The organism is Pseudomonas paraeruginosa, from assembly GCF_003025345.2.
GTDB classification, from domain to species: domain Bacteria; phylum Pseudomonadota; class Gammaproteobacteria; order Pseudomonadales; family Pseudomonadaceae; genus Pseudomonas; species Pseudomonas paraeruginosa.
On record NZ_CP020560.1, the window covers coordinates 2,608,853 to 2,633,950 of the forward strand.

Below are 25,098 nucleotides of genomic sequence, written 5' to 3' on the forward strand. Positions count from 1 at the left end.
GCGATGCGCATCCCGAAAATCCGTGCCCGGGAAGGGCGGGCCGGCAACGCCGGGAGCGATCTCCGCCGGGCCCGGTGGCAGGCTTCCGCGGACGTTCTGTCCGGAAAGTCGGCGAACGCTATCCGGATAGTGGAGGATGCCGGGTGTCGGACTTGCGCCGGCACATGCCTTGCATTTTGCTGAAACCAGAGCGCCAGCAGAGCGCACCACCAGCCTTGCCGTGTCGAGTGCCGAACCATGAGGACGACCAATCCCAGCGCCGATCGTGGCGATCTCCATGCCGACCACCTGGACCTGGCCGCCGCCCGCTCCTGGATGTCGCGGGTCTGCGGGCCGCACCGGCTCGAGGCGCAGAGCCCGGGGCTGGTGCAGTTCCAGCACCACGGCAGCGTGCTGAAGTCGATGTGCACCACCCTGGGCTACATCGCCTACGGCACCGACGTGACCATCACCGTCGAGGATGCCGCGGCGTTCAACGCCTACAGCCTGAGCCTGCCCCTCAGCGGCGAGCAGGAGCTGAGCCGGGGCGGCCTGCGCCTGCTCTCCGACGTTCGCCGCGGGGTGATCATCGCGCCCAACGAGCGCCAGGAACTGAGCATCGCCGGGGACTGCCGCAAGCTGCAGGTGGTAATCGGCCGCACGGCGATGCGCAAGGTCCTGGAGGAAATGTTGCAGCGGCCGATCGATACGCCCTTGCGCTTCGATCCGGAGATGGACGCCCTCGACGGCGCCTCGGCTTCCTGGTGGCGTACCGTGCGGCATGTCAGCGAGGAAATGGCGCGCAGCGAACTGTACGCCCAGGCCTTCTTCAGCCGCGACCTGGAGCGCGCGCTGATCAAGGGGCTGATCCTGGCCCAGCCGAACAACTACAGCGAGGCCCTGCAACAGGGCCTCGGTGGCCGCCCGCCACATTACCTGCTGCGCGCCCGCGACTTTCTCCAGGCCAACGCCCGCGAGCCCTTGAGTCTGGAGGACGTGGAGCGTGCCGCCGGGGTCTCGCGGTTCAAGCTGTTCGAGGGCTTCCGCCGCTACTTCGGGGTGTCGCCGATGAGCTACCTCAAGCACTACCGGCTCGCCGCGGCGAGAGAGGAGATCCTCGCCAGCGGCGGCGCCCGCAGTATCTCGACGATCGCCCTGGGCTGGGGTTTCAGCCATCTCGGACGATTCTCGGTGGACTACCGCAAGCGTTTCGAGGAAACCCGAGCATGACCCAGCAGCGCGCCGCGCGGCGCTCCTGAGGGGGCGCTCAGGCGTCGTCGCGGCCGATCAGCGCCAGGCAGCGCCGCAGGTGCGGCGAGCCGTCGCTCTGGCGCCGGCTGACGATGATCGGCGAGGTCAGGGAGGCGTCGGCCAGGGCCTGGTAGGCGACGTCGTCGCGGTGCTGCAACTGCACCGAGGCCGGTACCAGGGTCGCGCCGAGGCCGGCGGCGACCAGGCCGATGGCGGTCTGCATCTCGTTGGCCCATTGCGTCACGCGCAGGCTCAGGCCGTGGGTGGCGAACAGTGCCAGCACGTGGTCGGCGTAGCTCGGCCGCGGCTGGCCGGGGTAGAGCACGAACGGCTCGCGCGACAGGCGCTCCAGGCTCAGCGGCTGGCCGAGCAACGGGTGGCCGGCGGGCAGGGCGGCGACCAGCGGCTCTTCGCTGAGCACGCTCTGGTGGATCGCCGGGTCGTCGATGCGGATACGCCCGAAGCCGATGTCGATGCGTCCGCTCTTCAGCGCCTCGACCTGCTGCAGGGTGGTCATCTCCAGCAGGCCCAGCTCCAGCTCCGGGTCGCCGCGCAGGTGGCGGATCAGCTCCGGCAGCACGCCGTACAGCGCCGAGGGCACGAAGCCGATGCCGAACCACTGGCGCTGGCCCTCGCCGATCCGCCGCGTGCTGTCGCAGAGGCTTTCCAGCTGCTCCAGCAGGGTCGCGCTCTGCTCGTGGAAGAAGCGCCCGGCCTCGGTCAGGCGCAACGGCCGGCCGCGTTCCAGCAGGGCCACCCCGAGCGTTTCCTCGAGCTGCCGGATCTGCCGGCTCAGCGGTGGCTGGGCGATGTGCAGCTGCTCGGCGGCGCGGGTGAAGTTGAGGGTCCGGGCGAGCGCCTGGAAGTAGCGCAGGTGACGAAGCTCCATGATACCTCCAGGGTATGGTTCGAGAGGAACATGATATTGGACCCTGGCGAAGAAGACGATGGATGCTTGGTTGAGACTGCGGCGAAACCCGTTCGGTATCGAACGGGACCTGTACCACGAGCCGCCGAGAACCCGACCGCAACCCAGGTGGACCCCGAATGAGCCAAGCCGTCATCCAGAGCCTCGAGTCGATCATCGTCGACCTGCCGACCATCCGCCCGCACAAGCTGGCCATGCACACCATGAACCGGCAGACCCTGGTGATCCTCCGCCTGCGCTGCAGCGACGGCATCGAGGGCCTCGGCGAGGCCACCACCATAGGCGGCCTGGCCTACGGCAACGAAAGCCCGGAGAGCATCAAGAGCAACCTCGACGCGCATTTCGCCCCGTTGCTGCTGGGCCAGCCGGCGGACAACGTCAACGCCGCGATGCAGCGCCTGGACCGGCACATCAGGGGCAACACCTTCGCCCGCTCGGCGGTGGAAACCGCACTGCTCGACGCCCATGGCAAGCGCCTCGGCCTGCCGGTCAGCGAGCTGCTCGGCGGGCGCCTGCACGACAGCCTGGAAGTAGCCTGGACCCTGGCCAGCGGCGACACCGGCCGCGACATCGAGGAGGCCGAGCGGATGCTCGACCTGCGCCGCCACCGGCACTTCAAGCTGAAGATCGGCGTCGGCGAGGTGGACGCCGACCTGACCCATGCGATCGCCATCAAGCGCGCCCTCGGCGAGCGCGCCAGCGTGCGCGTCGACGTCAACCAGGCCTGGGACGAAGGCGTCGCCCAGCGCGCCTGCGCGGTGCTCGGCGACAACGGTATCGCCCTGATCGAGCAGCCCATCGCCCGCCACAACCGCGTCGGCCTGGCGCGCCTGAGCCGCCTCGGCGGCGCGCCGATCATGGCCGACGAGGCCATCGAGAGCGTCGAGGATGCCTTCCACCTGGCTCGCGAGGGCGCCGCCCCGGTGTTCGCCCTGAAGATCGCCAAGAACGGCGGTCCGCGCGCCGTGCTGCGTTGCGCGGCGATCGCCGAGGCGGCCGGGGTCGGCCTGTACGGCGGGACCATGCTCGAGGGCGGCATCGGCACCCTGGCCGCCGCCCACGCCTTCGTCACCCTCGATCGGCTGGCCTGGCACAGCGAGCTGTTCGGCCCGTTGCTGCTGACCGAGGACATCCTCGCCGAGGCGCCGCGCTACCAGGATTTCCACTTGCACGTGCCGCGCGCGCCGGGCCTCGGCCTGGCGCTCGACGAGGAGCGCCTGGCGCGCTTCCGCCGGCGCTGAAACCGTTCCGCAGACAGAGGAGAAACGCACGATGCTGTTCCACGTGAAGATGACCGTGAAGCTGCCCGCCGACATGGACCCGCAGCGCGCCGAGCGGCTCAAGGCCGACGAGAGGGAAATGGCCCAGCGCCTGCAGCGCGAGGGCAGTTGGCGGCACCTCTGGCGGATCGCCGGGCACTACGCCAACTACAGCGTGTTCGACCTGCCCGGCGTCGAGGCGCTGCACGACACCCTGAGCCGGCTGCCGCTGTTCCCCTACATGGATATCGAGATCGACGGGCTCTGCCGACATCCCTCGTCGATCCATGCCGACGACCGCTGAGATTCACTTCCCACGCCCGACAACAACAAACAGAGGCAACCGCCATGACCGTGAATATTTCCCAGACTGCCGAGGTCCAGCGCTTCTTCGAAGAGGCCAGCGGCCAGCTCAACGAACGCGGCGACCCGCGCACCAAGGCCCTGGTGCGACGCATCCTCGATGACACGGCGAAGCTGATCGAAGAGATGCAGGTCACGCCCGACGAATTCTGGAAAGCGGTGGACTACCTGAACCGCCTGGGCGGCCGCCAGGAGGCCGGCCTGCTGGCCGCCGGGCTGGGCCTGGAGCACTACCTGGACCTGCTGCTCGATGCCCAGGACGCCGAGGCCGGCCTCACCGGCGGTACCCCGCGCACCATCGAGGGCCCGCTGTACGTCGCCGGGGCGCCGCTGAGCGATGGCGAGGCGCGGATGGACGACGGCCGCGACCCCGGCACCGTGATGTTCCTCCAGGGCCGCGTCAGCGGTCCCGACGGCCGGCCACTGGCCGGGGCCATCGTCGATGTCTGGCATGCCAACACCCAGGGCACCTATTCCTACTTCGACAGCAGCCAGTCCGAGTACAACCTGCGCCGGCGCATCCGCACCGACGCCGACGGCCGCTACCGCGCGCGCAGCATCGTGCCGTCCGGCTACGGCTGCCCGGCCGATGGCCCGACCCAGGAGCTGCTTGACCGTCTCGGTCGCCACGGCCAGCGTCCGGCGCACATCCACTTCTTCATCTCGGCGGCGGGGCATCGGCACCTGACCACCCAGATCAACCTGGCGGGCGACCAGTACCTGTGGGACGACTTCGCCTATGCCACCCGCGATGGCCTGATCGGCGACCTGCGTTTCAACGACGACCCCGCCGCCGCTCGTGACCGTGGCGTGGAGGGCGGGCGTTTCGCCGAGCTCGATTTCGACTTCCAGCTCCAGGCCAGCCCGGCACCCGCCGCCGAGCGCCGCAGCCAGCGGCCACGGGCCTTGCAACAGTAGGACCGAGACCGGGGAGGGCGGCTGGTCGCTGGCGGCCATTCCGCCAGCTTCCGCTACGCGCGAAGGCGAAAAAAAAGGCGCCATGACTGGCGCCTCAGGACTTGTCCAAAGGAGCAACCCAAAAAGGACAAGTGTATTGCTCGGTAACGATGCGGCTCAGCCGTTGCCGTCCTTGCGCTCCCCGCACTTGCTGCGGTCGGCTTTCTGCGCCTGGGCCTCCAGTTGCTGCTTCTGCAGGCGCTTCTCGCGCAGTTCCTTCTGCGCGGCACGGAATTCGGCGTTGTACTGCCAGGAGCGTTCGCTGCCGTCCTGGGCCTGGGCAGTGGCGGCACCGAGCGCCAGCAGGGCGGCAAGGGCCATCGGCATGATCTTCATGGCAAACCTCTCGGGTTGGCTCGCTGCGGAACGAGGTATTCGTCCCGATGGAGCCAAGAGTAAGAGCGGACGGATTACCCAAGGGTGAGGGGGAGATTACGTTTCCGATAACTTCGGCGACGCTCCGATGCCTGGCGGAACAGTCTGGCCGAAGCGGATTAAGCGCCAGTTAAGATTGCGGAAAAGTAATCCCTCCCTCATGTCCGCGTCATTTACCCGGTTCCAGAATCACCCCACGGTCAATGCCGGAAGCGGCAGGACTGCGCGGGGGCGCGATCGACCAGAAGTTCACGCACAGCCAGCGCCGCAGGGCATGGCCGCAGAAGAAAAACAGACATGAACCGATCTGGAGCAATCGCCATGCAAGGGGATGGAAAGAAACGACTGTGGACGCTTCCGCTGTTGCTGGGGGCCGGACTGATGACCTCGGCCGTCGCCGAGGAGAGCGCCGAACGCAGCAAGGAAGGCTTCATCGAGGGCAGCGAGCTGAACCTGCTGCTGCGCAACTACTATTTCAACCGTGATTTCCGCAAGGGCCAGTCGAGCCCGGTCGGTGGCGGCTACAGCGAGGAATGGGCACAGGGCTTCATGGCCAATTTCTCCTCGGGTTTCACCCGGGGCACCGTCGGTGTCGGCATCGATGCCTTCGCCCAGCTCGGCGTGCGTCTGGACAGCGGCGGCGGGCGCTCCGGCGCCGGCGGCAGCATCGACCTGCTGCCCTACGACAGCCAGGGGCGCGCCCAGGAAGACTATTCGCGGGCCGGCGGCGCGGTCAAGCTGCGCTGGTACGGCACCGTGCTGCGGGTCGGCGACGTGTTCCCGGAGACCCCGGTGGTGCAGTTCGGCAACAGCCGGCTGTTCCCCTCCAGCTTCCGCGGCTTCACCCTGGTCAACGACAGTCTGGTGGACGGGCTGACCCTGCAGGCCGGCAAGCTCGACTCGATGACCCAGCCCAACAGCACCAGTGCCCGCGACGACTTCTACGGCTTCTATGGCGGACGCATCGACTCGCCCTGGGTGGCCTATGCCGGCGGTGACTACCAGGCCACCGAGCACTGGAATCTCAGCCTCTACAGCAGCCGGCAGAAGGATGCCTGGGACCAGTACTTCGTCGGCACCAGCTTCAGCTATCCGCTGGACGAGAACCTGTCGTTGCTCGGCGGCGCCAATTACTACAAGGTCAAGGACGAGGGCAAGCAGGTGATGGGCGAGCTGAACAACAACATCTGGAGCGTGCGCGGAGGTTTCTCCTACGGCCCGCACCAGGTGCTGCTGTCCTACCAGCGCAACAACGGCGACAACGATTTCGACTACCTGCGCCAGACCGACTCGATCTACCTCGACAACTCGATCCAGTACAGCGACTTCAACTCGCCGAAGGAGCGCTCCCTGATGCTCCGCTACGACCTCGACATGGCGGCTTTCGGCGTGCCGGGGCTGAGCTTCATGACCCGCTACGGCAAGGGCTGGGACGCCGACTACTCGGGAGCCAACAGCGTGTACATGCGGCGCGACGAGAACGGCAACCCGTTGACCAACCAGGGCCGCTGGGAACGCAACGTCGAAGTGAAGTACGTGGTGCAGAGCGGCGCGGCCAGGGACCTGTCGTTCCGCGTGCGCCAGGCCACGGTGCGCTCCGACAGCTTCGAGTCGGACCTCGACGAAGTCCGCCTGATCGTCGAGTACCCGCTGCAGGTCCTCTGAGGGCCCGGCGCCGCCCCGCCCGGGGCGGCGTGCCGCGACAGCCCGTTGCTGGCGGCTGCGCGGCTGCGCTGCTACCTTCCTCTGGGTAGGCAGGCCGAAGGACGGCCCCTGGCCTGGCCTCGACCTGCCGGCCGGCGCTGCCATGCGAACCTCGGCGACGCCATCACACCCATGCCGCCCGGGCACCGGCGTGCCCGAGGCAGCCCAGGCTACGGGCGCCGCGTAGCCAGCCAAGCGGGAGCAGACATGGCCTCGTGGACCTTGGTGGACGCCAGCGTAATCGCGCTCCGCCATCCCTACACCTTCTACAAACCGGACGCCGAGACCATCGACCGGGTCGCGGCCGGGGAAAGCGTCAAGCTGATCTTCGCCTTTGATACCGACAACCCGGACGCGCCGCGCGCCGAGCGGCTCTGGGTGACGGTGGAAGGCATCGAGGCGGACGGCGCCTTCAGCGGCCGCCTGGACAACTATCCGCAGTACATCCGCGACCTGTCGCTGGGCGAGCGTATCGTCTTCGAGGCGCGGCACATCATCAATACCGAGCACGACCCACGGGAAACGCCGATCTCGCGCTATGCCCGGCGCTGCTTCGTAACGCGCCGGGTGATCGACGAGGGGAAGGCGGTCGGCTATCTCTACCGCGAGGCGCCGGAGGAGGAGAACGACAGCGGCTGGCGGCTGATGGCCGGCGACGAGTCGGACGACTACATGAACACCGCCGGCACCACAGCCTACGTCAGCCTCGGCTCGGTGCTGAACGCCGACGACAGCATCCTGCCGCTGCTCGACGCGCCACCGGGCCGGGCCTTCGAGCGCCTGGCCGACGGTTCCTTCATCGAGGTACAGGGGCCGGAGGGCTGAGTCAGCCTGCCAGTCCGGCGAGGAAGCGCTCCAGGCGTTCGGCCAGGGCCAGGTAGTCTTCCGGAGTGCGGTTGCTGCCCATCTTCCCCGACCTGACCCGCTTCGCATCGCTGCGTTCGCGTTCGGCGCGGCTGCCCAGCGCCAGGCGCAGGGCGCTGGCCCGCGCCGGCGACTCTTCCAGCAGCGGGCGCGCCATGCTTCGCGCGGCGTCCTCGTCGCCATACTGCAAGGCCAGGAGCACGGTGTTCGGGTCGCTGCTCGCGCCAAGCCGCAGCAGGCGTTCGGCCAGGGCCGCGTCGAGATGCGCGGCGCCGATCCGCAGACTGTCCTCGTGCACCGCGACACCCTGGTCGAGCAGCCATCCGGCAGCCTCCAGGCGACCGCGCGCAAGGCATGCTTCGAGCACACCGCCACGTCCGCGCAGGGTTTCGGCGAAATCGCAGCCGGCCCCGCGCAGGCGTTGCAGCAGGTCGATGTCGCCGGCTTGCGCGGCTTCGGCCAGGGCCAGCTGGCGCAGCCGCGGCTCGGCGGCCAGGCGGCCGTCGGCAAGGGCCGGCCGCCAGTCGAGGATGCGCTGGCGCAGCAGGACTTCCAGGCGGCCCTTGAGCGCCTTGCCGGTCTCCCCGGCGGACTCCAGGGCGTCCAGCGCTTCCAGCAGCTCGTCGGCCACGCCGCAGGCGTTCTCGGCGTCGAACGGATCCTGTTCGAAGGACAGCAGGCGGAACAGCCCGCCGACGTCGTCGGCCAGGCGTGTCGCCGAGTCCTGGTGCAGGCGCCCGGCCCAGGCTGGCGGCAGGCCGTGGCTCCAGGCGATCACCGCGCCGTACTCGGGACCGGGCTCGACGCAGACGTAGAGCCGCTCCAGGTACTCGAAGCCGCCGAACGGCAGGTAGGCCAGCCTGCCATCCCAGGCGCGACCTTCGTCCTCGGCGGCTTGCGCGGCCAGTTCGCGTTCGTGTTCGATCCAGCCCCAGAGATCGTGGTAGCCGTCGCTGTCCGGGTAGAACAGCTCGTTGAAGGAAAACGGGTGGCGGTGGCCGTCGTAGTCGACTTCCAGGTCATAGCCGAGGCGCCCGCCGAAACAGGTGCGCCAGAGTCGCAGCAGCTCCTCGGGAAGCGGCCCGGCCAGGCCCTCGGCGAGGCGCTGGAGAGCATCGCTGGAAACCGGCGGCTGGGCGTCGTACACCACGCAGCCGTCGAACACGGCCAGGCGATGGGCCTGCAGGAGTTGGCGTTCGGCGGGGGAGAGTTCCATTCTCTGGGTCCTGTCGATTCGGGGCGGCCACTCTAGCACGGCGAAGGTGCGCGTTCCGCAATGCCTTGGCTATCATGCGCGGCTCTCCATCCGTCCTCGCCGGAGTCCGTCGATCCATGCACACCTTGCAACAGCTGCGCAGCGGCGAACTGGCCGGCGCCACCCGCCTGGACCTGTCCTGCGGTCTTCGCGAGTTCCCGCGGGAGATCTTCGACCTCGCCGATACACTGGAGGTGCTCAATCTCAGCGGCAACGCGCTCAGCCGGCTGCCGGACGATCTCGGCCGGCTGCGCCGGCTGAAGGTGCTGTTCTGTTCCGCCAACGACTTCGATGAATTGCCGGCGGTGGTAGGCGAGTGCCCGGCGCTGGACATGGTCGGCTTCAAGTCCAACCGCATCGAGCGGGTGCCCGCCGCCGCGCTGCCAGCGGCGCTGCGCTGGCTGATCCTCACCGACAATCGCATCGCCGCGCTGCCCGAGGAACTTGGCCAACGGCCGCTGCAGAAGCTGATGCTGGCCGGCAACCGGCTGCAGGCGCTGCCCGAGAGCATGGCCGGTTGCGAGCGCCTGGAGTTGCTGCGGATCGCCGCCAATCGCTTCCAGCGCCTACCGGCCTGGCTGGCCGGACTGCCGCGCCTGACCTGGCTGGCCTATGCCGGCAATCCGCTGTGCCGCTTGCCGGCGCTGGCCGATGGCGACATCGCCGCGCTGGACTGGAGCCAACTGACGCCGGGCGAGCTGATTGGCGAAGGCGCTTCCGGCGCGATTCATCGCGGCGACTGGTGGCAGGCCGACGGCTCCAGGCGGGCGGTGGCACTGAAACTGTTCAAGGGCGGGGTGACCAGCGACGGTACGCCGGCCAGCGAAATGGCCGCCTGCCTGGCGGCGGGGCGCCATCCGCAACTGATCGAGGTGCTCGGGCGGATCGCCGGCCACCCGCAGCGGCGCGAGGGATTGGTGCTGGAATTGCTCGGCGACGGCTACCGCAACCTGGCGGGGCCGCCGAGCCTGGCGTCCTGCACCCGCGACGTATACCCGCCGGAGCGTCGTTTCGACCTGGCGACGGTCCTGCGCCTGGCGGGCTCGATCGCCGCGGTGATGACGCACCTGCATGGGCGTGGCATCGGCCATGGCGATCTCTATGCGCACAACATCCTCTGCCGCGAGAACGGCGCTTGCCTGCTCGGCGACTTCGGCGCCGCCTCTTTCCTGCCGCGCGAGGATGCCGCGTTCGCCGGCGCCTTGCGGCGTCTGGAGGTGCGCGCGTTCGGCTGCCTGCTGGAGGAACTGCTGGAGCGCTGCGAGCCGGCGCCGCACGCGACGACGTCAGGCGCGGCGCTGCTCTATTTGCAGCGGCGTTGCGTGGCGTCGCGGGTGGCCGAGCGTCCGGACTTCGCCGAGATCGATGCGCTCCTCAGGGCGCTGGCCAGGCGGATATAGGAAGTTTCCTCGAATTCGAAGGATTTTCCCGAGCTTGACCGCAGGCTGACAAATATCAACGGAGTTCTAGCGGGCTTGAGGCTAGACTGACGGGTATGTCAGGAACGCAGCCAACGAGGGCAAACATGGATTCTTACGGCGTCACTTTCGCAATCATCGTGCTGGGCATGCTCTTCATCGGCACGGGCTTCACCAAGCGCGACACGCCGTTCGGCCTGTTCCTCATGTGGGTCGGCGTGATCTGCATGCTGGCCATCATCAGCTACCGCATCTATATCGCCACCCATTACTGAAGCGCCACCCGCGCCCGCAATGACGGGCGCGGAGGTCCGCCGCTCAGTCTCGCGTCTCGCCCATGGCCCGGGCATAGCCGGACGGGGCGAAGCGCAGGGTCACCAGCAACATCGCCACCACGCTCACCGCCAGCAGCAGCCAGGAGGCCTGGAAGCTGCCGGTGGCGTCGCGCAGCCAGCCGGTGAGGTAGGGCACGATGCCGGTGATGATGAAGCCGATGCCCTGCACGAAGGCCGCCAGGCTTCCCGCCGCGCGCGGCTCGTGGAGGTGGTCGAGGGTCAGGGTCAGGCTGAGGGCGAAGCAGGCGCCGAGCCCGTAGCCGATCAGCGCCACCCACAGCGGAGCGTGCTGCAGCGGCATCAGCAGCAGGCCGCAGAACCCGCCGAGCTGGACCAGCAGTGCCGCCAGGAGCCAGGGGCGGCGGTCCGGGCGGCCACGGATCAGCAGTGGCACGCTGAGTGCCGCGAATACCTGGAAGATGGTCATGATGCCGACCAGGCCGCCGCTGTCCTGGGCACTCCAGCCGAGCTGGCGGTAGTACACCGGCAACCAGGCCACCATGCTCGTATAGCCGCCGTTGATCAGGCCGAAGTACAGCGCCAGCAGCCAGCCGCGACGGTTGCCGAAGAAGTGCCGGGCCGGCCCGCCGGCGCTGTCCGGCAGTGTCTCCCGGGGCCGGGCGAAGGTCCACAGCAGCAGTGCCAGGAGGGCCGGCAGGGCCCAGGCACCGAGGCCGGCCTGCCAACTGGAGAAATGTTCGGCGATGCGAGGGCTGAGCACCGCGGCGGTGCCGCCGCCGGCCATCAGCGAGGCCGAGTAGAGTCCCATCGCCGCAGGCACCCGCTGCGGGAACCAGCGCTTGATCACCCCCGGCACCAGCGCCTGGATGATCGCCACGCCGCTGCCGGCCAGCGCGGCGCTGGCGATCAGCGCCAGGCCGCCCTGCAGCTCCAGGCGCCAGAGACAGGCCGCGGCGATGGCCAGCAGCCCGCAGACGATGCCGCGGTGTTCGGCCAGCCAGCGTCCGAGCCAGGGCAGCAGCAACGCCACCAGGCCCATGCAGAGCACCGGCAGGACCGTCAGCAGCGACGCGCCCTGGAAGCCCAGGCCGGTGGCGACGGTGATTTCCGAGAGCAGCGGGCCGATGCCGGTGAGGATCGGCCGCAGGTTGATGCCGAGACAGAAGATCACCAGCAGACCGACCCAGCTGGCCTGCGCCACGCCGGCGCTGCTGGCGGCCTGGCCGTCGGATGGGGTTCTCGAGCTCATGCCTGGCGCTGCCGCCATTGCCGATAGAGGCCGTCCTCGCCGGCCGGGCGCAGGGCGCGCAGTGGCAGGCCCTGCTGTTGCGGCGGACGCGCCATCTCGGCGTAGAGCGCCGCGGTGGACAGCCCGTAGGGCTCGCCGTCCTCGTTGGAATAGGCGAACCAGGCCGCGCGGATGCCACACAGGTGCATGGCGGCCAGGCACATCGGGCACGGGTGACCGCTGGCGTAGATCTCGCAGCCATCCAGGCGCGGGCTGCCGAGCAGCCGGCTGGCCTGGCGGATCGCCTGCAGTTCGGCGTGGGCGCTGGGATCGTGGGATTCGTGGATCTGGTTGACGCCCCGCGCCAGGACCTGGCCGTCGCGTACCAGCACGGCGCCGAACGGGCGGCCGCCAGCCTCGACGTTGGCGCGGGCCAGGGCAATGGCCTCGCGCATGAAGGTTTCCGCGGACATGCTTGTCTCCTTCGCTTTCATTGGGCACCGGCGGCCAGCAGCAGCCGCTCGATCTCGTGCTGGCCGCGCTGGCGGGCGTGGGCCAGGGGGGTGACGCCGTCGGCGTCGGCCAGGTTGACATCGGCGCCGCCGTCCAGCAGCAGCCGCACGATTTCCTGGTGCCGTGGCCCGCCGTCGCTGAGCAGGATCGCCTCGAGCAGGCCGGTCCAGCCGAGCTTGTTGACATGGTTGGGATCGACGCCGGCCTGCAGCAGGGTTTTCACCACCTCCACGTGGCCGCGCTCGCAGGCCGGGATCAGGGCGGTGCCGCCATAGCGGTTGGTGCTTTTCAGGTCGGCGCCGTGGAGCAGGGTCAGGCGCAGGATCTCCAGGCGGCCCTGGGCGCCGGCCAGCAGGTAGGGGCTGTCGAGCTGGCGATTCTGCAGGTTGACGTCGGCGCCGGCTTCGATCAGCTGGCGCGCCACCGCCAGGTGGTCGTTGGCGGTGGCCAGCAGCAGCGGGGTGCTGCCGTCCGCGCTGCGGACGTCGACCTCGACCCGCCGCTCGAGCAGGCTGGCGACCCGCGCGCTGTCGCCGCGGCGCGCGGCTTCGAGCAGTTCGCCGGCGTCGCTGGCGCCGGCGCTTGCGTTGAATGCTGCGCAAACCAGCATGAGTGCGCTCCTCCACAGGTTGGCCAGTGACATCTCGCTAAGCTCCGAGGGGTGATGGCGGACAGTATGAAGAGGATGATATGTATGCTGAAATTAAATGATGTAATGCCTTTCAGTGGGAGTATGCATGCTTGACCTGGTCCTGCTCCGTACCTTCGTCAGCGTGGTGGATACCGGCAACTTCACCCGTGCCGGCGAACACCTGCACCTGACCCAGTCCACCGTCAGCCAGCAGGTCATCCGCCTCGAACAGGCGCTCGGCTGCCGCCTGCTCGACCGCAGCCAGCGCCAGGTGCTGCCGACCGAGGAGGGCGAGCGCCTGCTCGGCTATGCGCGGCGCCTGTTGCGCCTCTCGGAGGAGGCCAGCGAGGCGCTGAGTCCGGCCCATGGCGACGGCGTGCTGCGCCTCGGCGTACCCGAGGACCTCGCCGGCGAGGTGCTGATGCCGGTGCTGACGCGTTTCACCGAAGAGCGCCCGCGGCTGCGCCTGGAAGTCGAGAGCGGGCTCAGCCACCATCTGTTGCGCCTGTATCGCGGCGGCGAACTGGACCTGCTGCTGGTCAAGCAATGGGGCGCCGACAGCGATTGCCACGCGCGCTGGGCCGAGCCGCTGGGCTGGATCGAGAGCGCCGCGCGGCCGTGGCGCGAGCGCTCCCTGGACGAGCCGTTGCCGCTGGTGGTGTTCCCGGTCGGCGCCTTGTACCGGCAGGAGATGATCCACGCCCTGGAAAGCCTCGGCCGGCGCTGGCGGATCAGCTATTCCAGCGCCAGCCTGGCGAGCCTGGTGGCGGCGGTTGGCGCCGGCCTGGGGGTCAGCCTGCTACCGCTGGGCTGTGTCGGGCCGGAACATCGCCTGCTCGGCGCGGAGGCCGGCTTCCCGCCCATCGGCGGGCTGGAGCTGGCGCTCTACGCGCGCCCCGAACTGGACAGCGCCGGGCGCATTCTTCGTGACCGCCTGCACGAACTCTGCGCCGCGCGCCTGGAAGGCTTGCGGGAGGCGCGCTGAAGCTTTTTCCCGGGCTAGGGTCCTCTTCCATACCGTCAACCATGGCACCTACCATCGCGGCGCATCGGACATGCCGCCGACCTGGCGGGAGCGTCCCGGCCGGCGGATACCTACATCCGGTACTTCCACACGGTGCAGCCGGAGCGGCGGGAATAGCCTGCGGCAATGCCCGCCGAGCCTCGCCGCCATCGCGTTAAACGGCGGGGGACTCGACCGAGCGTTCGCCCCGCCTTGCGCATAAAAAAGCCCCGCGACCAGGAGTTGCAATCGCGGGGCTGGAATGGCCGATTTCCATCGGCCGGGGATAGCCGGTTCAGGCGCTGGGTTGCCAGCCGCCGCCGAGGGAGCGGTAGATCGCCACGATGCCGCGGTACAGTTCGACCTCGGCCTGGGCCTGGGCGTCTTCGGCGGAGAGTTGCTCGCGCTCGGCGTCCAGCAGCACCAGGAAGTCGGTGGTGCCTTCGCGGTAGCGGATCGCCGCCTGTTGCGCGGCGGCGCGACTGGCTTCCGACTGGCGGACCAGCGAGACCAGGCGCTCCTGGCGCTTGCCATAGTCGCTGAAGGCGTTCGCCGATTCTTCCAGGGCCAGCAGCACCTGCTGCTCGTAGCTGGCCAGCGCGGCGTCGGCGTCGGCCCTGGCGCCGCGCAGGCGGGCACGCACGCTGCCGAGGTCGAAGGCGGCCCAACTGATGCTCGGGCCGACGCTCCAGGCGCGGGCGGCGCTCGAGCCGATCTGCGAACCGCGCCCGGCGGTGAAGCCGAGGAAGCCGCTGAGGCTGACCCGCGGGAACAGGTCGGCGGTGGCCACGCCGACCTCGGCGGTACTCGAGGCCAGGCGCCGTTCGGCGGCGCGGATGTCCGGCCGGCGGCGCAGCAGTTCGCCGGGATCGCCGATCGGCAGGGCCTTGGTGATCGCCGGCAGGTCGCGGGGCGAGAGATCCACCGTGAGTTCCTCCGGCCGCTGGCCGAGGAGGGTGGCGATACGGTGCCTGGAGCGCTCGGCCTGCGCCTGCAGTTGCGGAACGCTGGCGGCCGTGGCCGCCAGGCGCGCATCGGCGCGCAGCACGTCGAGTTCGGCGCCGACCCCGGCGTCGCGCAGTTGCTCGGTGAGCTGGCGCGACTCCTTCTGGTTCTCCAGGTTGCTCAGCGCGATCTTCTCGCGCAGTTGCGCGCCGCGCAGCTGGCCGTAGGCGTCCACCAGCTCGGCGATCAGGCTGACCTGCAGCTGCTGCAGGTCGGCCTCGGCCGCTTCGCTGAGGGCGTCGCTGGATTCCAGCTGGCGGCGGATACGCCCGAACAGGTCGAGCTCCCAGGCCGTGTCCAGGCCCAGGTCATAGCGTTCGCTGTTGACCCGGTCCTCGGTCACTCCCGGTTGCTGGCCCTTGCCGATGTCGGCGCTGGCGCGGCTGGTAACCACCGGGAAGCGATCGTTGGCCACGTCGTCGCGCAGGGCGCGGGCGGCGCGCAGGCGGGCGAAGGCCACGCGCAGGTCGCGGTTGCCGGTCAGCGACTGCTCGACCAACTGGTTCAGGGTCGGATCGTCGAACTGTTTCCACCACAGGCTTTCGAAGCGGCTGCGGTCGTAGGGCTCGCTCGCCGTGGCGTCGATCTTCGCCGCCGCGGTGTCGGGGGTCCGGTAGTCCGGACCCACCGTGCAGGCGCTGAGCGCCAGCAGACTGAACAGACCCAGGGCGGGCGCCAGCCCGCTCCGGATCGACTGCGCGTGAATCATGCATGCACCTCTGGCAGGCCTTTGTCGTTGGCGGCGCGGCGCGCTTCGCGGTTTTCCACGAAGCGGCGGATGAGGACGTAGAACACCGGCGTCAGCAGCAGGCCGAAGAAGGTCACCCCGATCATCCCGGAGAACACCGCCACGCCCATCGCGTGACGCATCTCGGCGCCGGCGCCGGTGGAGATCACCAGGGGCACTACGCCCATGATGAAGGCGATGGACGTCATCAGGATCGGCCGCAGGCGCAGGCGGCAGGCTTCCAGCACCGCGGCGACGCGGTCCATGCCTTCCTCCTGCTTGTCCTTGGCGAACTCGACGATCAGGATCGCGTTCTTGCACGCCAGACCCACCAGAACGATCAGGCCGATCTGGGTAAAGATGTTGTTGTCGCTGCCGGCCAGGATCACCCCGGTGATCGCCGACAGCAGGGTCATCGGCACGATCAGGATCACCGCCAGCGGCAGGCTCCAGCTCTCGTACTGGGCGGCCAGCACGAGGAAGGCCAGCAGCACGCAGAGCGGGAAGACGAACAGCGCGGTATTGCCGGCGAGAATCTGCTGGTAGGTCAGCTCGGTCCACTCGTAGGTCATGCCGTTGGGCAGTTCCTCCTTCAGCAGCTTCTCGATCGCCGCCTGCGCCTGGCCGGAGCTGTAGCCGGCGGCCGGGGCGCCGTTGAGTTCGGCGGTGATGAAGCCGTTATAGTGCATCACACGGTCCGGACCGGAGGTGTCGCTGACCTTGATGAAGGACGCCAGCGGGACCATCTCGCCAAGGTTGTTGCGCACCTTCAGCTGGCCGATCTGCTCGGGTTCGAGGCGGAACTGCTGCTCGGCCTGGACGTTGACCTGATAGGTACGGCCGAAGCGGTTGAAGTCGTTGGCGTACAGCGAGCCGAGGTAGACCTGCAGGGTGTCGAAGATGTCGCTGATCGCCACGCCGTGGGTCTTGGCCTTCTCGCGGTCGATGTCGGCGTCGATCTGCGGCACGTTGACCTGGTAGCTGGAGAACACCGAGCTGGGTTCCAGCTCAGGCAGCGCACGGGCCTTGGCGATGATGTTCTGGGTCTGCTTGAACAGCTCCTCGTAGCCCTGGTTGCCACGGTCCTCGATCTGCAGGCGGAAGCCGCCGATGGTCCCCAGCCCCTGAACCGGCGGCGGCGGGAAGATCGCGATGTAGGCGTCCTGGATGTCGGCGTACTTGGCGTTCAGCGCGGCGGCGATGGCGCCGGCCGACTGGCTCGGGTCCTTGCGCTCGTCGAACGGCTTCAGCGGGGTGAACACGATGCCGCTGTTCGGGCTGTTGGTGAAGCCGTTGATCGACAGGCCGGGGAAGGCCACCGAGTCGGCCACGCCGGGCTGCGCCAGGGCGATCTCGGACATCTGCTTGATCACCGCCTCGGTACGGTCCAGGCTGGCCGCGTCGGGCAACTGGGCGAAGGCCACCAGGTACTGCTTGTCCTGCTGCGGGACGAAACCGGTCGGCGTGCTGGAGAAGCCGAAGTAGGTCAGCACCATCAGCCCGCCGTAGACCAGCAGGGCGATCGAGCTGCCGCGCAGGACCCGGTTCACCGTGCCGACGTAGCCATGGCTGGCGCGGTCGAAGAAGCGGTTGAACGGACGGAACAGCCAGCCGCCGAGGAGCTTGTCGAGGAACACCGAGAAGCGGTCCTTCGGCTCGTGGTGGCCCTTGAGCAGGACCGCCGCCAGCGCCGGCGACAGGGTCAGCGAGTTGAACGCCGAGATCACCGTGGAGATCGCGATGGTCAGGGCGAACTGGCGGTAGAACTGCCCGGTGAGGCCGGAGATGAACGCGGTCGGGATGAACACCGCGCAGAGCACCAGCGCCGTGGCGATGATCGGCCCGGTCACCTCGCGCATGGCGCGCTTGGTGGCTTCCACCGGCTTGAGGCCGAGGCCGATGTTGCGCTCGACGTTCTCCACCACCACGATGGCGTCGTCGACCACGATGCCGATCGCCAGCACCAGGCCGAACAGCGACAGCGCGTTGAGCGAGAAGCCGAGCATGTGCATCACCGCGAAGGTGCCGATCAGCGACACCGGCACCGCGGCCAGGGGGATGATCGAGGCGCGCCAGGTCTGCAGGAACAGGATCACCACCAGCACCACCAGCACCAGGGCTTCGAACAGGGTGTGTACCACCGCCTCGATGGAGCCGCGGACGAAGATGGTCGGGTCGTAGACGATGGAGTAGTCCATGCCCTGCGGGAAGCTCTGCTTCAGCTCGGCCATCTTCTCCCGTACCAGGTTGGAGATCTCGATGGCGTTCGAGCCGGGACGCTGGAAGATCGGGATCGCCACCGCCGGCTTGTTGTTCAGCAGCGAGCGCAGGGCGTACTGGCTGGAGCCCAGCTCGACCCGGGCGATGTCGCGCAGGCGGGTGATCTCGCCGTTGGCGCCGGTGCGGATGATGATGTTCTCGAACTCTTCCTCGGTGACCAGGCGGCCCTGGGTGTTGATCGACAGCTGGAAGCTGGTGGCGCTCGGCGCCGGCGGTGCGCCCAGGGTGCCGGCGGCGACCTGGCGGTTCTGCTCGCGGATGGCGTTGACCACGTCGGTGGCGGTGAGGTTGCGCGAGGCGACCTTGTTCGGGTCCAGCCAGACGCGCAGGGAATAGTCGCCGAGGCCGAACAGCTGGACGTCGCCGACGCCGTCGAGGCGGGCCAGTTCGTCCTTCACGTTGAGCACCGCGTAGTTCGACAGGTAGAGCATGTCGTAGCGGTTATCCGGCGAGGTCAGGTGCACGACCATGGTCAGGTCGGGCGAGGCCTTGTCGACGGTGATGCCGAGCCGGGTCACTTCTTCCGGCAGCTTCGGCTCGGTCCGGGTGACGCGGTTCTGCACCTGTACCTGGGCGTTGTCCAGATCGGTGCCGAGGGCGAAGGTGATGGTCAGGGTCAGCTTGCCGTCGGAGGTCGACTGGGAGGACATGTAGAGCATGTTCTCCACCCCGGTGATCGCCTGCTCCAGGGGAGAGGCGACGGTTTCGCCGATGACTTTCGGGTTGGCACCGGGGAAGTTGGCGCGGACCACGACGGTCGGCGGCACCACTTCCGGGTACTCGCTGATGGGTAGCTGGAACAGGGAGATGGCGCCGCCGATCAGGATCAGCAGCGACAGCACCGCGGCGAAGATCGGCCGCTGGATGAAGAATTGGGAGAAATTCATCGGTTCTTCCTATCGCCGCGCTCAGCCGCGCGGCTCGTTGCGAGTGGCGTTGTCCTTGGTCGCCGCCACCTTCGGCGGTTCGCTGTCGCCGACCGACTGCCGCAGGCGCGCGAGGGTGGCCAGGGTGTCGGCGCTGGCCATCTCGACCTGCTGCGGGTCCACCTGCATGCCCGGACGGACCCGCTGCAGGCCGTTGACGACGATCCGGTCGCCCTTGCTCAGGCCGCTGCGGACGATGCGCAGGCCCTCCAGCTTCGGCCCCATCTCGACGGTGCGGTAGACGGTCTTGTTGTCGCCGTCCAGGACCAGCACGAACTTCTTGCCCAGGTCGGTACCGACCGCTTCGTCCTTGATCAGGGTGGCGGCGTAGGTCTTGCTGCCGACCAGCTTCAGGCGCACGTAGAGCCCCGGGGTGAACTCGCCCTTGGCGTTGTCGAACACGGCGCGGCCGCGGATGGTGCCGGTGCGCGGGTTGACCTGGTTGTCGAGGAAGTCCAGCCGGCCCAGGTGCGGGTTGCCGTTCTCGCTGCTCAGGCCGAGGTAGACCGGGCTCTCGCTGCGCGTGTCGCGCCCGGCCTGGCGGGCCAGCTCGACGTACTTGAGGAACACGCGTTCGTCGGCGTCGAAGTAGGCGTACACCTTGTCGGTGCTGACCAGGGTGGTGAGCAGGGTTTCCCCGGAGTTGACCAGGTTGCCGGCGGTGACTTCGGCGCGGCTGACGCGCCCGTCGATCGGCGCGGTGACCCGGGTGAAGCTCAGGTTCAGGCGCGCCGCGTCGAGTTGCGCCTGGGTCGCGGCGACCGCCGCCCTGGCTTCCTGGGCGGCGGTGGTGCGGGCGTCGGCGAGTTCCGCGGAGATCGCGTTGCTGGCGCGCAGGCGTTCGCCGCGCTGGGCTTCGTTGACGCTCCGCGCCTGGGCCGCGCGGGCCTGTTGCAGCTGGGCTTCGAGGCGCTTGACCTCGGCTTCGAACGGGCGCGGGTCGATCTGGAACAGCAGGTCGCCTTTCTTCACCAGGGCGCCTTCATGGAAGGCCACGCGGTCGATGTAGCCCGACACCCGCGGGCGCAGCTCCACCGACTCCGGGGCCTCCAGGCGGCCGGTGAATTCGTCCCACTCGTTCAGCGGTTGTTCGATGACTTCGGCGACGCTGACCTTGGGCGCCGCCATGCCTTGAGTGGTTTCCGGGACCTTGCCGCAGGCGCTCAGGACCAGTACGGCCGCGAGTGCGAGGGGGTAGCGCCAGAAGAAGTGGGATGACTGTTCCATGCTTGACTCCGCCAGTCGGTTTTTCGGGATTGGCGAAGTCTGCGGGCTGCTCCCGCGGGGAACTAATCGAACGGTGAGATTTTGATTATCACGAATAGTGATACATGGTTTTTCGCTTTATGTAACAGTCGATGGTTATAGACAGTGGTTTCGCTGGATGAGCGGTAGGGCGCGCTTCACCATCGGGTTTCGCGCAGGAAAGGGGAGGCGTGGCGTAGCGGAAGGCGACCGCGCGCGGTCATCCGGGCATGGGCCGTGGATGACTCAGAGACTGTCCGGGTCGCCGATGAACATGCTGATCCGCGAGCGCAGCCAGCGTTCGGCCGGGTCGTTGTCCTGGGCACCGCGCCAGGCCATCGACAGTTCGAAGGCGCGGGTCTCGAACGGCGGGTCCTCGGCGCGCAGGCCGCCAGCGGCGATCAGCGCCTGGGCGGCGTAGTCGGGCACGGTGGCGATGATGTCGGTGCCGGCGAGGAGGGTGCCGAGGCCGTTGAACTGCGGCACCGCCAAGACCACCTTGCGCTTGCGGCCGAACTTTTCCAGTTCCTCGTCGACGAAGCCGCTGAGGTCGCCGGCGAAGGACACCAGCGCGTGCGGTCGCGCGCAGTAGTCGTCGAGGGTCAGCTGGCCGGGCGCAGAGTCGGCGCGGAGGATCTTCGGCTTGCTGCGGCGCACGGTCTTGCGCTTGGCGTTGGCCGGCAGTTCGTCGGTGTAGCTGACGCCCACCGAGATTTCCCCCGAGGCCAGCAGGTTCGGCATCAATAGATAGTTGGCGCGGCGCACGACGAGGACGATCCCCGGTGCTTCCGCGCGCAGGCGGCGCAGCAGGGGCGGCAGCAGGCCGAACTCGACATCGTCGGAGAGACCGATGCGGAACACCGCGGTGCTGGTCGCCGGATCGAACTCGCTGGCGCGGCTCATGGCGGTGGAGATGGAGTCCAGCGCCGGTGACAGGTGGGCGAAGATTTCCTGGGCCCGCGCGGTGGGCTCCATGCTGCGCCCGGTACGGACGAACAGCGGGTCGTCGAACAGCGTGCGCAGGCGCGACAGCGCGGCGCTGATGGCCGGCTGGCCGAGGAACAGTTTCTCTGCGGCGCGGGTCACGCTGCGTTCGTGCATCAGGGTCTCGAACACGATCAGCAGGTTCAGATCGACGCGGCGCAGGTCGTTTCGGTTCATGGCGTTCCTCGTTTCCAGGGGCTAGAGGCTGCAACCGCGGGGGCTCGCCGTCAAGCCCTGGTGCGAGACGGGACGGGGCCTGGCGAGGTGCCGAAGGGGCATAGGATCACTGACAGGCATAGCCATTATCAATAACGACGGGTGGTTTTGTCAGGCATGGGCGGATACAGTCACAACCCATGAGGTTATTCACCCCGTGATGCACTGCAGAGGTTTGCGATGTCCCGAGTGATCCGTTTTCATCAGTTTGGCCCGCCAGAGGTCCTCAAATGCGAAGAGCTGCCGACCCCGGCGCCGGCCGCAGGGGAAGTCCTGGTGCGGGTCCAGGCGATCGGCGTGAGCTGGAAGGATGTGCTCTGGCGTCAGAACCTGGCCCCGGAACAGGCCGCGCTGCCGTCCGGCCTCGGCTTCGAGCTGGCCGGCGAGGTGCTCGCGGTCGGCGCCGGCGTCGGCGACCTGCCGCCGGGTTCGCGCGTGGCCAGTTTTCCGGCCCACACCCCTGATCATTATCCGGCCTATGGCGACGTGGTGCTGATGCCGCGCGCGGCGCTGGCGGTCTACCCCGAGGTGCTCACCCCGGTGGAGGCCAGCGTCTACTACACCGGCCTGCTGGTGGCCTATTTCGGCCTGGTCGACCTGGCTGGGCTGAAGGCCGGGCAGAGCGTGCTGATCACCGAGGCGGCGCGCATGTACGGGCCGGTCTCGATCCAGTTGGCCAAGGCCCTCGGCGCGCGGGTGATCGTTTCCACCAAGTGCGCCGACGAGCGCGAGTTCCTCCGCGAGCAGGGCGCCGACAAGGTAGTGGTGACCGACGAACAGGACCTGGTCCTGGAAGTCGAGCGCTTCACCGAGGGCAAGGGCGTCAACGTCATTCTCGACGAACTGGGCGGCCCGCAGATGACCCTGCTCGGCGACGTCTCCGCCACCCGCGGCAAGCTGGTGCTGTATGGCTGCAACGGCGGCAACGAGTCGGCATTCCCGGCCTGCGCCGCGTTCAAGAAGCACCTGCAGTTCTACCGCCACTGCCTGATGGATTTCACCGGCCATCCGGAGATGGGCCTGGAACGCAACGACGAGTCGGTGAGCAAGGCCCTGGCGCACATCGAGCAACTGACTCGCGACCGCCTGCTCAAGCCGGTGATCGACCGGGTGTTCGAGTTCGACCAGGTGGTCGAGGCGCATCGCTACATGGAAACCTGTCCGAAGCGCGGCCGGGTGGTGATCCACGTCGCCGATTGAGGACGACCCGCAGCGGAAAAACCCGGCCATCGAGCCGGGCTTTTTCGTGGGCGTGGTTTCAGATCCACAGATCGTTGATGGCCGTCCGCTCGCCGCCCTGGTCGCCGGTGTTGCGCACGCCGCAGGGCTCCACCAGGAGCATGCGCACCTCGCCCTCGGCGAACGGCTTGTGCTCCACGCCGCGCGGCACCACATACATCTCGCCGGGGCCCAGGTGCACCGCGCCGTCGCGGAAATCGATGCGCAGGCGACCGGCGAGGACGATGAAGGTCTCGTCGGTGTCGGCGTGGCTGTGCCAGACGAAGTCGCCCTCGATCTTCACCAGCTTGAACTGGTAGTCGTTCATCTGGGCGACCACCCTGGGCTGCCAGCGGTCGTCGAAGAGGGCGAGCTTGGCGGCGAAATTGATCGGTTGCGGGGTGCTCATCGGTAGGCTCCGGTGGGTGTGATGGCGCCAGGGTAGGCGACTGCGCAGCGGGCGGTCTTGGATGATCGTGCAGCCTGCCTAGTCGCCGCCGAGCATGCGCAGCCAGCGTGCCGGCGTCAGGCCGTAGCTCTGGCCGAAATGGCGGGTCATGTGGCTCTGGTCGACGAACCCGGCGGCGAGTGCGGCTTCGGCCAGCGACTGGCCGCCGAGCATCAGCCGGCGGGCGATGTCCAGGCGGCGCTGGACCAGATAGCGGTAGGGACTGGTGCCGAACAGCGCGCGGAAATCGCGCGACAGGCTCCAGCGTTCGCGCTGGGCGACCTGCGCCAGTTCGTCGAGGCTCAGCGGGCGTTCCAGGTGCGCGTGGATGTACTGCCGGGCGCGCTCGGCGGCGACGAAGTCGAAGTGGCGCCTGCCGCGCGCCCGGTTGCCGGCCGCGGCGTCGAGGGCGTGGGCGAGTTCGAACAGGGCGTCCTGTTCTTCCAGCGGCTCCAGCGGGGTATCCATGGCCTGTAGCAGGGCCCGGCTGGCGGCGACCAGGCGCAGGTCGGCGGACAAGCCCCCGCGCACGAACGGCAGCGGCCGGCCGCCGAGGGCCTGCTGGATCAGCGCCGGCTCGACGTAGAGCATCCGGTAGCGGAACCCTTCCTGGCTGCCGGCCTCGCCGTCGTGCAATTCGTCGGGATGCAGCACCAGGCAGCCGCCCGGCAGGCTGTGACGCTGGCTGTGGCGGTAGCGGAAGCTCTGCACGCCGGCCAGGGTCTGGCCGATGGCATAGGTGTCGTGGCGATGCGGATCGTAGCCGTGGCCGGCGAAGTAGGCCTCGATGCGTTCCACCGCGCCCTGTCGCGGCGCGCGGCGAACCCAGTCGCGGGGCGTATTGGCGTGGCTCATGGAGAAAGGCTCGTGGCGCGGAAGGGTCAGGCTAGCGCTTCGGCGGCACGACTGGAATAGCCGGACGGCGTCTCGCCGAATACCGCGCGGAAGGCACTGGCGAAGCTGCTCGGGCTTTCGTAGCCGAGCGACCAGGCGACCTCGCCGACCGCCTGGCCCGCAGCCAGCCGTTCGACGGCCGCGTGCAGTCGCGCCAGTTGCCGCCATTGGGCGAAGCTCATGCCGGTCTCGGCGCCGAACAGCCGGCTCAGGCTACGGCTGCTGAGCCCCGCCCAGCGTGCCCACTCGGCCGCCGGCCGCGGATCGCCGGGGTTGGCCAGCAATGCCTCGGCGATCCTGCGCAGGCGCGGATCCCCCGGATAGGGCAGGCGGGTCCGCTGGGGCACGGCGTGGCGCAGTTCGTCCAGCAGCACGCGCAGCAGGTTCTCGCGTTCGGCGCTCCAGGCGGAACCCGCCGGCCAGCGGGTGGCGCGTTCGACGATCAGCGCCACGAAATCCGAGCAGGCGAGCACGCCGGGGGATGCGGGCAGGGCGTGGCAATGGCTGGTGTCGAGATAGGCGCTCCAGCCCAGCAGCGCGCCGTGGGAGTGCGCCGCGTGCCGGTGACCCGGTGGGATCCAGGCGATCTGGCGGGGTGGCAGGGCCTGGCGACCGCGCTCGTCCTCGACCATCAACAGGCCGCGCTCCAGGCAGTAGAGCTGGCCGCAGGCATGGCTATGGGGGGCGGTGCGGCTGGTCGCGCGATCCAGGCGCAGGGCGAAGAGCGGGGCGGGCAGGGGTTCCGGAAGCATTTGGCGGAAAAACGACGATGAATGGCCTGGAATGGATAATAGGCCATTCGACGGCGAATGTAGCCTGGCGGCTCATCATTCCTGCCTGGAGCATCCTCATGAAAGCCGAAGACATCCTTCCCGACCGACAGGACCGCATCCGCCTGGACGGCGTGGAGATACGCAAGGGCAGCGTCGGCGCGTTCATCGCCAACGCCCGCCTGCTGCTCGAGCGGGACCGGCCCGCAGCGCAACGGCGGCAGGCGGAAGAGGACCTGCGCGCCCTGCTGCCGGCGATCCGGGCGCTGGGGCTGCTGGAACTCTTCGAACTGCGCGACGCGCGACTGCGGGCGCTGGTGGCGGATTGGGAAAACGCCGCTGGCCGCTCCTGAGAGCGGCA

Annotated in this window: 23 protein-coding genes and 2 pseudogenes; 12 read left to right on the forward strand and 13 right to left on the reverse strand. The window is 68.7% G+C overall.

From position 1 onward, the window contains the following. Positions 1-237 precede the first annotated feature (237 nt). Positions 238-1,238 (forward strand): annotated as a pseudogene (locus tag B7D75_RS12630) (AraC family transcriptional regulator). An 8-nt stretch (positions 1,239-1,246) separates the two neighbouring features. On the opposite strand, the gene B7D75_RS12635 reads toward B7D75_RS12630, so the two are convergent. Further along, entirely contained in the window at positions 1,247-2,119 is an 873-nt protein-coding gene (locus tag B7D75_RS12635) for a LysR family transcriptional regulator (RefSeq protein WP_107114063.1), read from the reverse strand. Between the two features lie 158 nt (positions 2,120-2,277). Here B7D75_RS12635 and B7D75_RS12640 point away from each other — a divergent pair, with 158 nt between their 5' ends. Genes B7D75_RS12640 through catA form a run of 3 tightly spaced genes read left to right on the forward strand, consistent with a single transcriptional unit; the run spans position 2,278 to position 4,698 of the window. Continuing rightward, entirely contained in the window at positions 2,278-3,399 is a 1,122-nt protein-coding gene (locus tag B7D75_RS12640) for a muconate cycloisomerase family protein (RefSeq protein ID WP_053813840.1), read from the forward strand. 31 nt (positions 3,400-3,430) lie between these two features. Continuing rightward, the gene (gene catC, locus B7D75_RS12645; RefSeq protein WP_003157155.1) at positions 3,431-3,721 is read left to right on the forward strand and encodes a muconolactone Delta-isomerase; all 291 of its coding nucleotides are present in this window, start codon (positions 3,431-3,433) and stop codon (positions 3,719-3,721) included. A 44-nt stretch (positions 3,722-3,765) separates the two neighbouring features. Beyond that, entirely contained in the window at positions 3,766-4,698 is a 933-nt protein-coding gene (gene catA / locus B7D75_RS12650) for a catechol 1,2-dioxygenase (RefSeq protein ID WP_012075558.1), read from the forward strand. Between the two features lie 156 nt (positions 4,699-4,854). Here catA and B7D75_RS12655 read toward each other — a convergent pair whose 3' ends face one another. After that, entirely contained in the window at positions 4,855-5,073 is a 219-nt protein-coding gene (locus tag B7D75_RS12655) for a hypothetical protein (RefSeq protein WP_003157156.1), read from the reverse strand. Between the two features lie 360 nt (positions 5,074-5,433). On the opposite strand from B7D75_RS12655, the gene B7D75_RS12660 reads away from it, so the two are divergent. Together B7D75_RS12660 and B7D75_RS12665 are read left to right on the forward strand one after the other, a co-directional pair. Continuing rightward, positions 5,434-6,777 carry an OprD family porin gene (locus tag B7D75_RS12660; protein WP_107114064.1) on the forward strand — a complete coding sequence of 448 codons (1,344 nt, stop codon included), beginning with the start codon at positions 5,434-5,436 and terminating at the stop codon, positions 6,775-6,777. Between the two features lie 246 nt (positions 6,778-7,023). Then, positions 7,024-7,641, forward strand: a complete 618-nt coding sequence (locus tag B7D75_RS12665) for an immunity protein Imm33 domain-containing protein (RefSeq protein WP_034080418.1) — start codon at positions 7,024-7,026, stop codon at positions 7,639-7,641. A gap of 1 nt (position 7,642) precedes the next feature. Here B7D75_RS12665 and B7D75_RS12670 read toward each other — a convergent pair whose 3' ends face one another. Then, entirely contained in the window at positions 7,643-8,896 is a 1,254-nt protein-coding gene (locus B7D75_RS12670; RefSeq protein WP_034080417.1) for an SMI1/KNR4 family protein, read from the reverse strand. 116 nt (positions 8,897-9,012) lie between these two features. Between B7D75_RS12670 and B7D75_RS12675 the strand changes: the two genes are divergently transcribed. Together B7D75_RS12675 and B7D75_RS12680 are read left to right on the forward strand one after the other, a co-directional pair. Continuing rightward, entirely contained in the window at positions 9,013-10,335 is a 1,323-nt protein-coding gene (locus B7D75_RS12675; protein ID WP_107114065.1) for a leucine-rich repeat-containing protein kinase family protein, read from the forward strand. A 125-nt stretch (positions 10,336-10,460) separates the two neighbouring features. Then, positions 10,461-10,628: a hypothetical protein gene (locus B7D75_RS12680; protein ID WP_003089849.1), complete on the forward strand. Its 168-nt coding sequence runs from the start codon at positions 10,461-10,463 to the stop codon at positions 10,626-10,628. A 43-nt stretch (positions 10,629-10,671) separates the two neighbouring features. Here the strand turns inward: B7D75_RS12680 and B7D75_RS12685 are convergent, their stop codons facing one another. Genes B7D75_RS12685 through B7D75_RS12695 form a run of 3 tightly spaced genes read right to left on the reverse strand, consistent with a single transcriptional unit; the run spans position 10,672 to position 13,000 of the window. Next, on the reverse strand, positions 10,672-11,898 hold the full coding sequence (locus B7D75_RS12685) for a CynX/NimT family MFS transporter (protein ID WP_043099102.1): 1,227 nt from the start codon (positions 11,896-11,898) through the stop codon (positions 10,672-10,674). Further along, complete coding sequence (locus B7D75_RS12690; RefSeq protein ID WP_034080415.1) at positions 11,895-12,350, reverse strand: nucleoside deaminase; 456 nt, start codon at positions 12,348-12,350, stop codon at positions 11,895-11,897. Before B7D75_RS12690 ends, B7D75_RS12685 begins: the two co-directional genes overlap by 4 nt. 17 nt (positions 12,351-12,367) lie before the next feature. After that, positions 12,368-13,000 carry an ankyrin repeat domain-containing protein gene (locus tag B7D75_RS12695; protein ID WP_012075565.1) on the reverse strand — a complete coding sequence of 211 codons (633 nt, stop codon included), beginning with the start codon at positions 12,998-13,000 and terminating at the stop codon, positions 12,368-12,370. A 127-nt stretch (positions 13,001-13,127) separates the two neighbouring features. Here B7D75_RS12695 and B7D75_RS12700 point away from each other — a divergent pair, with 127 nt between their 5' ends. Beyond that, positions 13,128-14,006 carry a LysR substrate-binding domain-containing protein gene (locus tag B7D75_RS12700; RefSeq protein WP_043099099.1) on the forward strand — a complete coding sequence of 293 codons (879 nt, stop codon included), beginning with the start codon at positions 13,128-13,130 and terminating at the stop codon, positions 14,004-14,006. A gap of 16 nt (positions 14,007-14,022) precedes the next feature. Next, positions 14,023-14,162: pseudogene (locus B7D75_RS30010) on the forward strand (DinB family protein); the annotation flags it as partial. A gap of 157 nt (positions 14,163-14,319) precedes the next feature. Here the strand turns inward: B7D75_RS30010 and oprN are convergent. From oprN to mexT, 4 genes are all read right to left on the reverse strand, one after another. Continuing rightward, a complete protein-coding gene (oprN, locus tag B7D75_RS12710) occupies positions 14,320-15,738 on the reverse strand; it encodes a multidrug efflux RND transporter outer membrane subunit OprN (RefSeq protein WP_053817139.1) in 1,419 nt (472 codons plus the stop codon). After that, positions 15,735-18,923, reverse strand: a complete 3,189-nt coding sequence (gene mexF / locus B7D75_RS12715) for a multidrug efflux RND transporter permease subunit MexF (protein WP_034080410.1) — start codon at positions 18,921-18,923, stop codon at positions 15,735-15,737. The genes oprN and mexF overlap by 4 nt, the downstream gene beginning before the upstream one ends. A gap of 21 nt (positions 18,924-18,944) precedes the next feature. Continuing rightward, a complete protein-coding gene (gene mexE, locus B7D75_RS12720) occupies positions 18,945-20,189 on the reverse strand; it encodes a multidrug efflux RND transporter periplasmic adaptor subunit MexE (RefSeq protein WP_107114066.1) in 1,245 nt (414 codons plus the stop codon). A 264-nt stretch (positions 20,190-20,453) separates the two neighbouring features. After that, a complete protein-coding gene (mexT, locus tag B7D75_RS12725) occupies positions 20,454-21,368 on the reverse strand; it encodes a multidrug efflux system transcriptional regulator MexT (RefSeq protein ID WP_003089829.1) in 915 nt (304 codons plus the stop codon). 219 nt (positions 21,369-21,587) lie between these two features. On the opposite strand from mexT, the gene mexS reads away from it, so the two are divergent. Further along, positions 21,588-22,607, forward strand: a complete 1,020-nt coding sequence (mexS, locus tag B7D75_RS12730; protein ID WP_033999216.1) for an oxidoreductase MexS — start codon at positions 21,588-21,590, stop codon at positions 22,605-22,607. Positions 22,608-22,665: 58 nt separating this feature from the next. Here mexS and B7D75_RS12735 read toward each other — a convergent pair whose 3' ends face one another. From B7D75_RS12735 to B7D75_RS12745, 3 genes are all read right to left on the reverse strand, one after another. Beyond that, positions 22,666-23,034: a cupin domain-containing protein gene (locus B7D75_RS12735; RefSeq protein ID WP_058130229.1), complete on the reverse strand. Its 369-nt coding sequence runs from the start codon at positions 23,032-23,034 to the stop codon at positions 22,666-22,668. A 78-nt stretch (positions 23,035-23,112) separates the two neighbouring features. Further along, entirely contained in the window at positions 23,113-23,928 is an 816-nt protein-coding gene (locus B7D75_RS12740; protein WP_107114067.1) for an AraC family transcriptional regulator, read from the reverse strand. Between the two features lie 26 nt (positions 23,929-23,954). Then, positions 23,955-24,719: an AraC family transcriptional regulator gene (locus tag B7D75_RS12745; protein ID WP_043099091.1), complete on the reverse strand. Its 765-nt coding sequence runs from the start codon at positions 24,717-24,719 to the stop codon at positions 23,955-23,957. 98 nt (positions 24,720-24,817) lie between these two features. Here B7D75_RS12745 and B7D75_RS12750 point away from each other — a divergent pair, with 98 nt between their 5' ends. Then, on the forward strand, positions 24,818-25,090 hold the full coding sequence (locus tag B7D75_RS12750; RefSeq protein ID WP_034080404.1) for a hypothetical protein: 273 nt from the start codon (positions 24,818-24,820) through the stop codon (positions 25,088-25,090). The last annotated feature ends 8 nt before the right edge of the window (positions 25,091-25,098 follow it).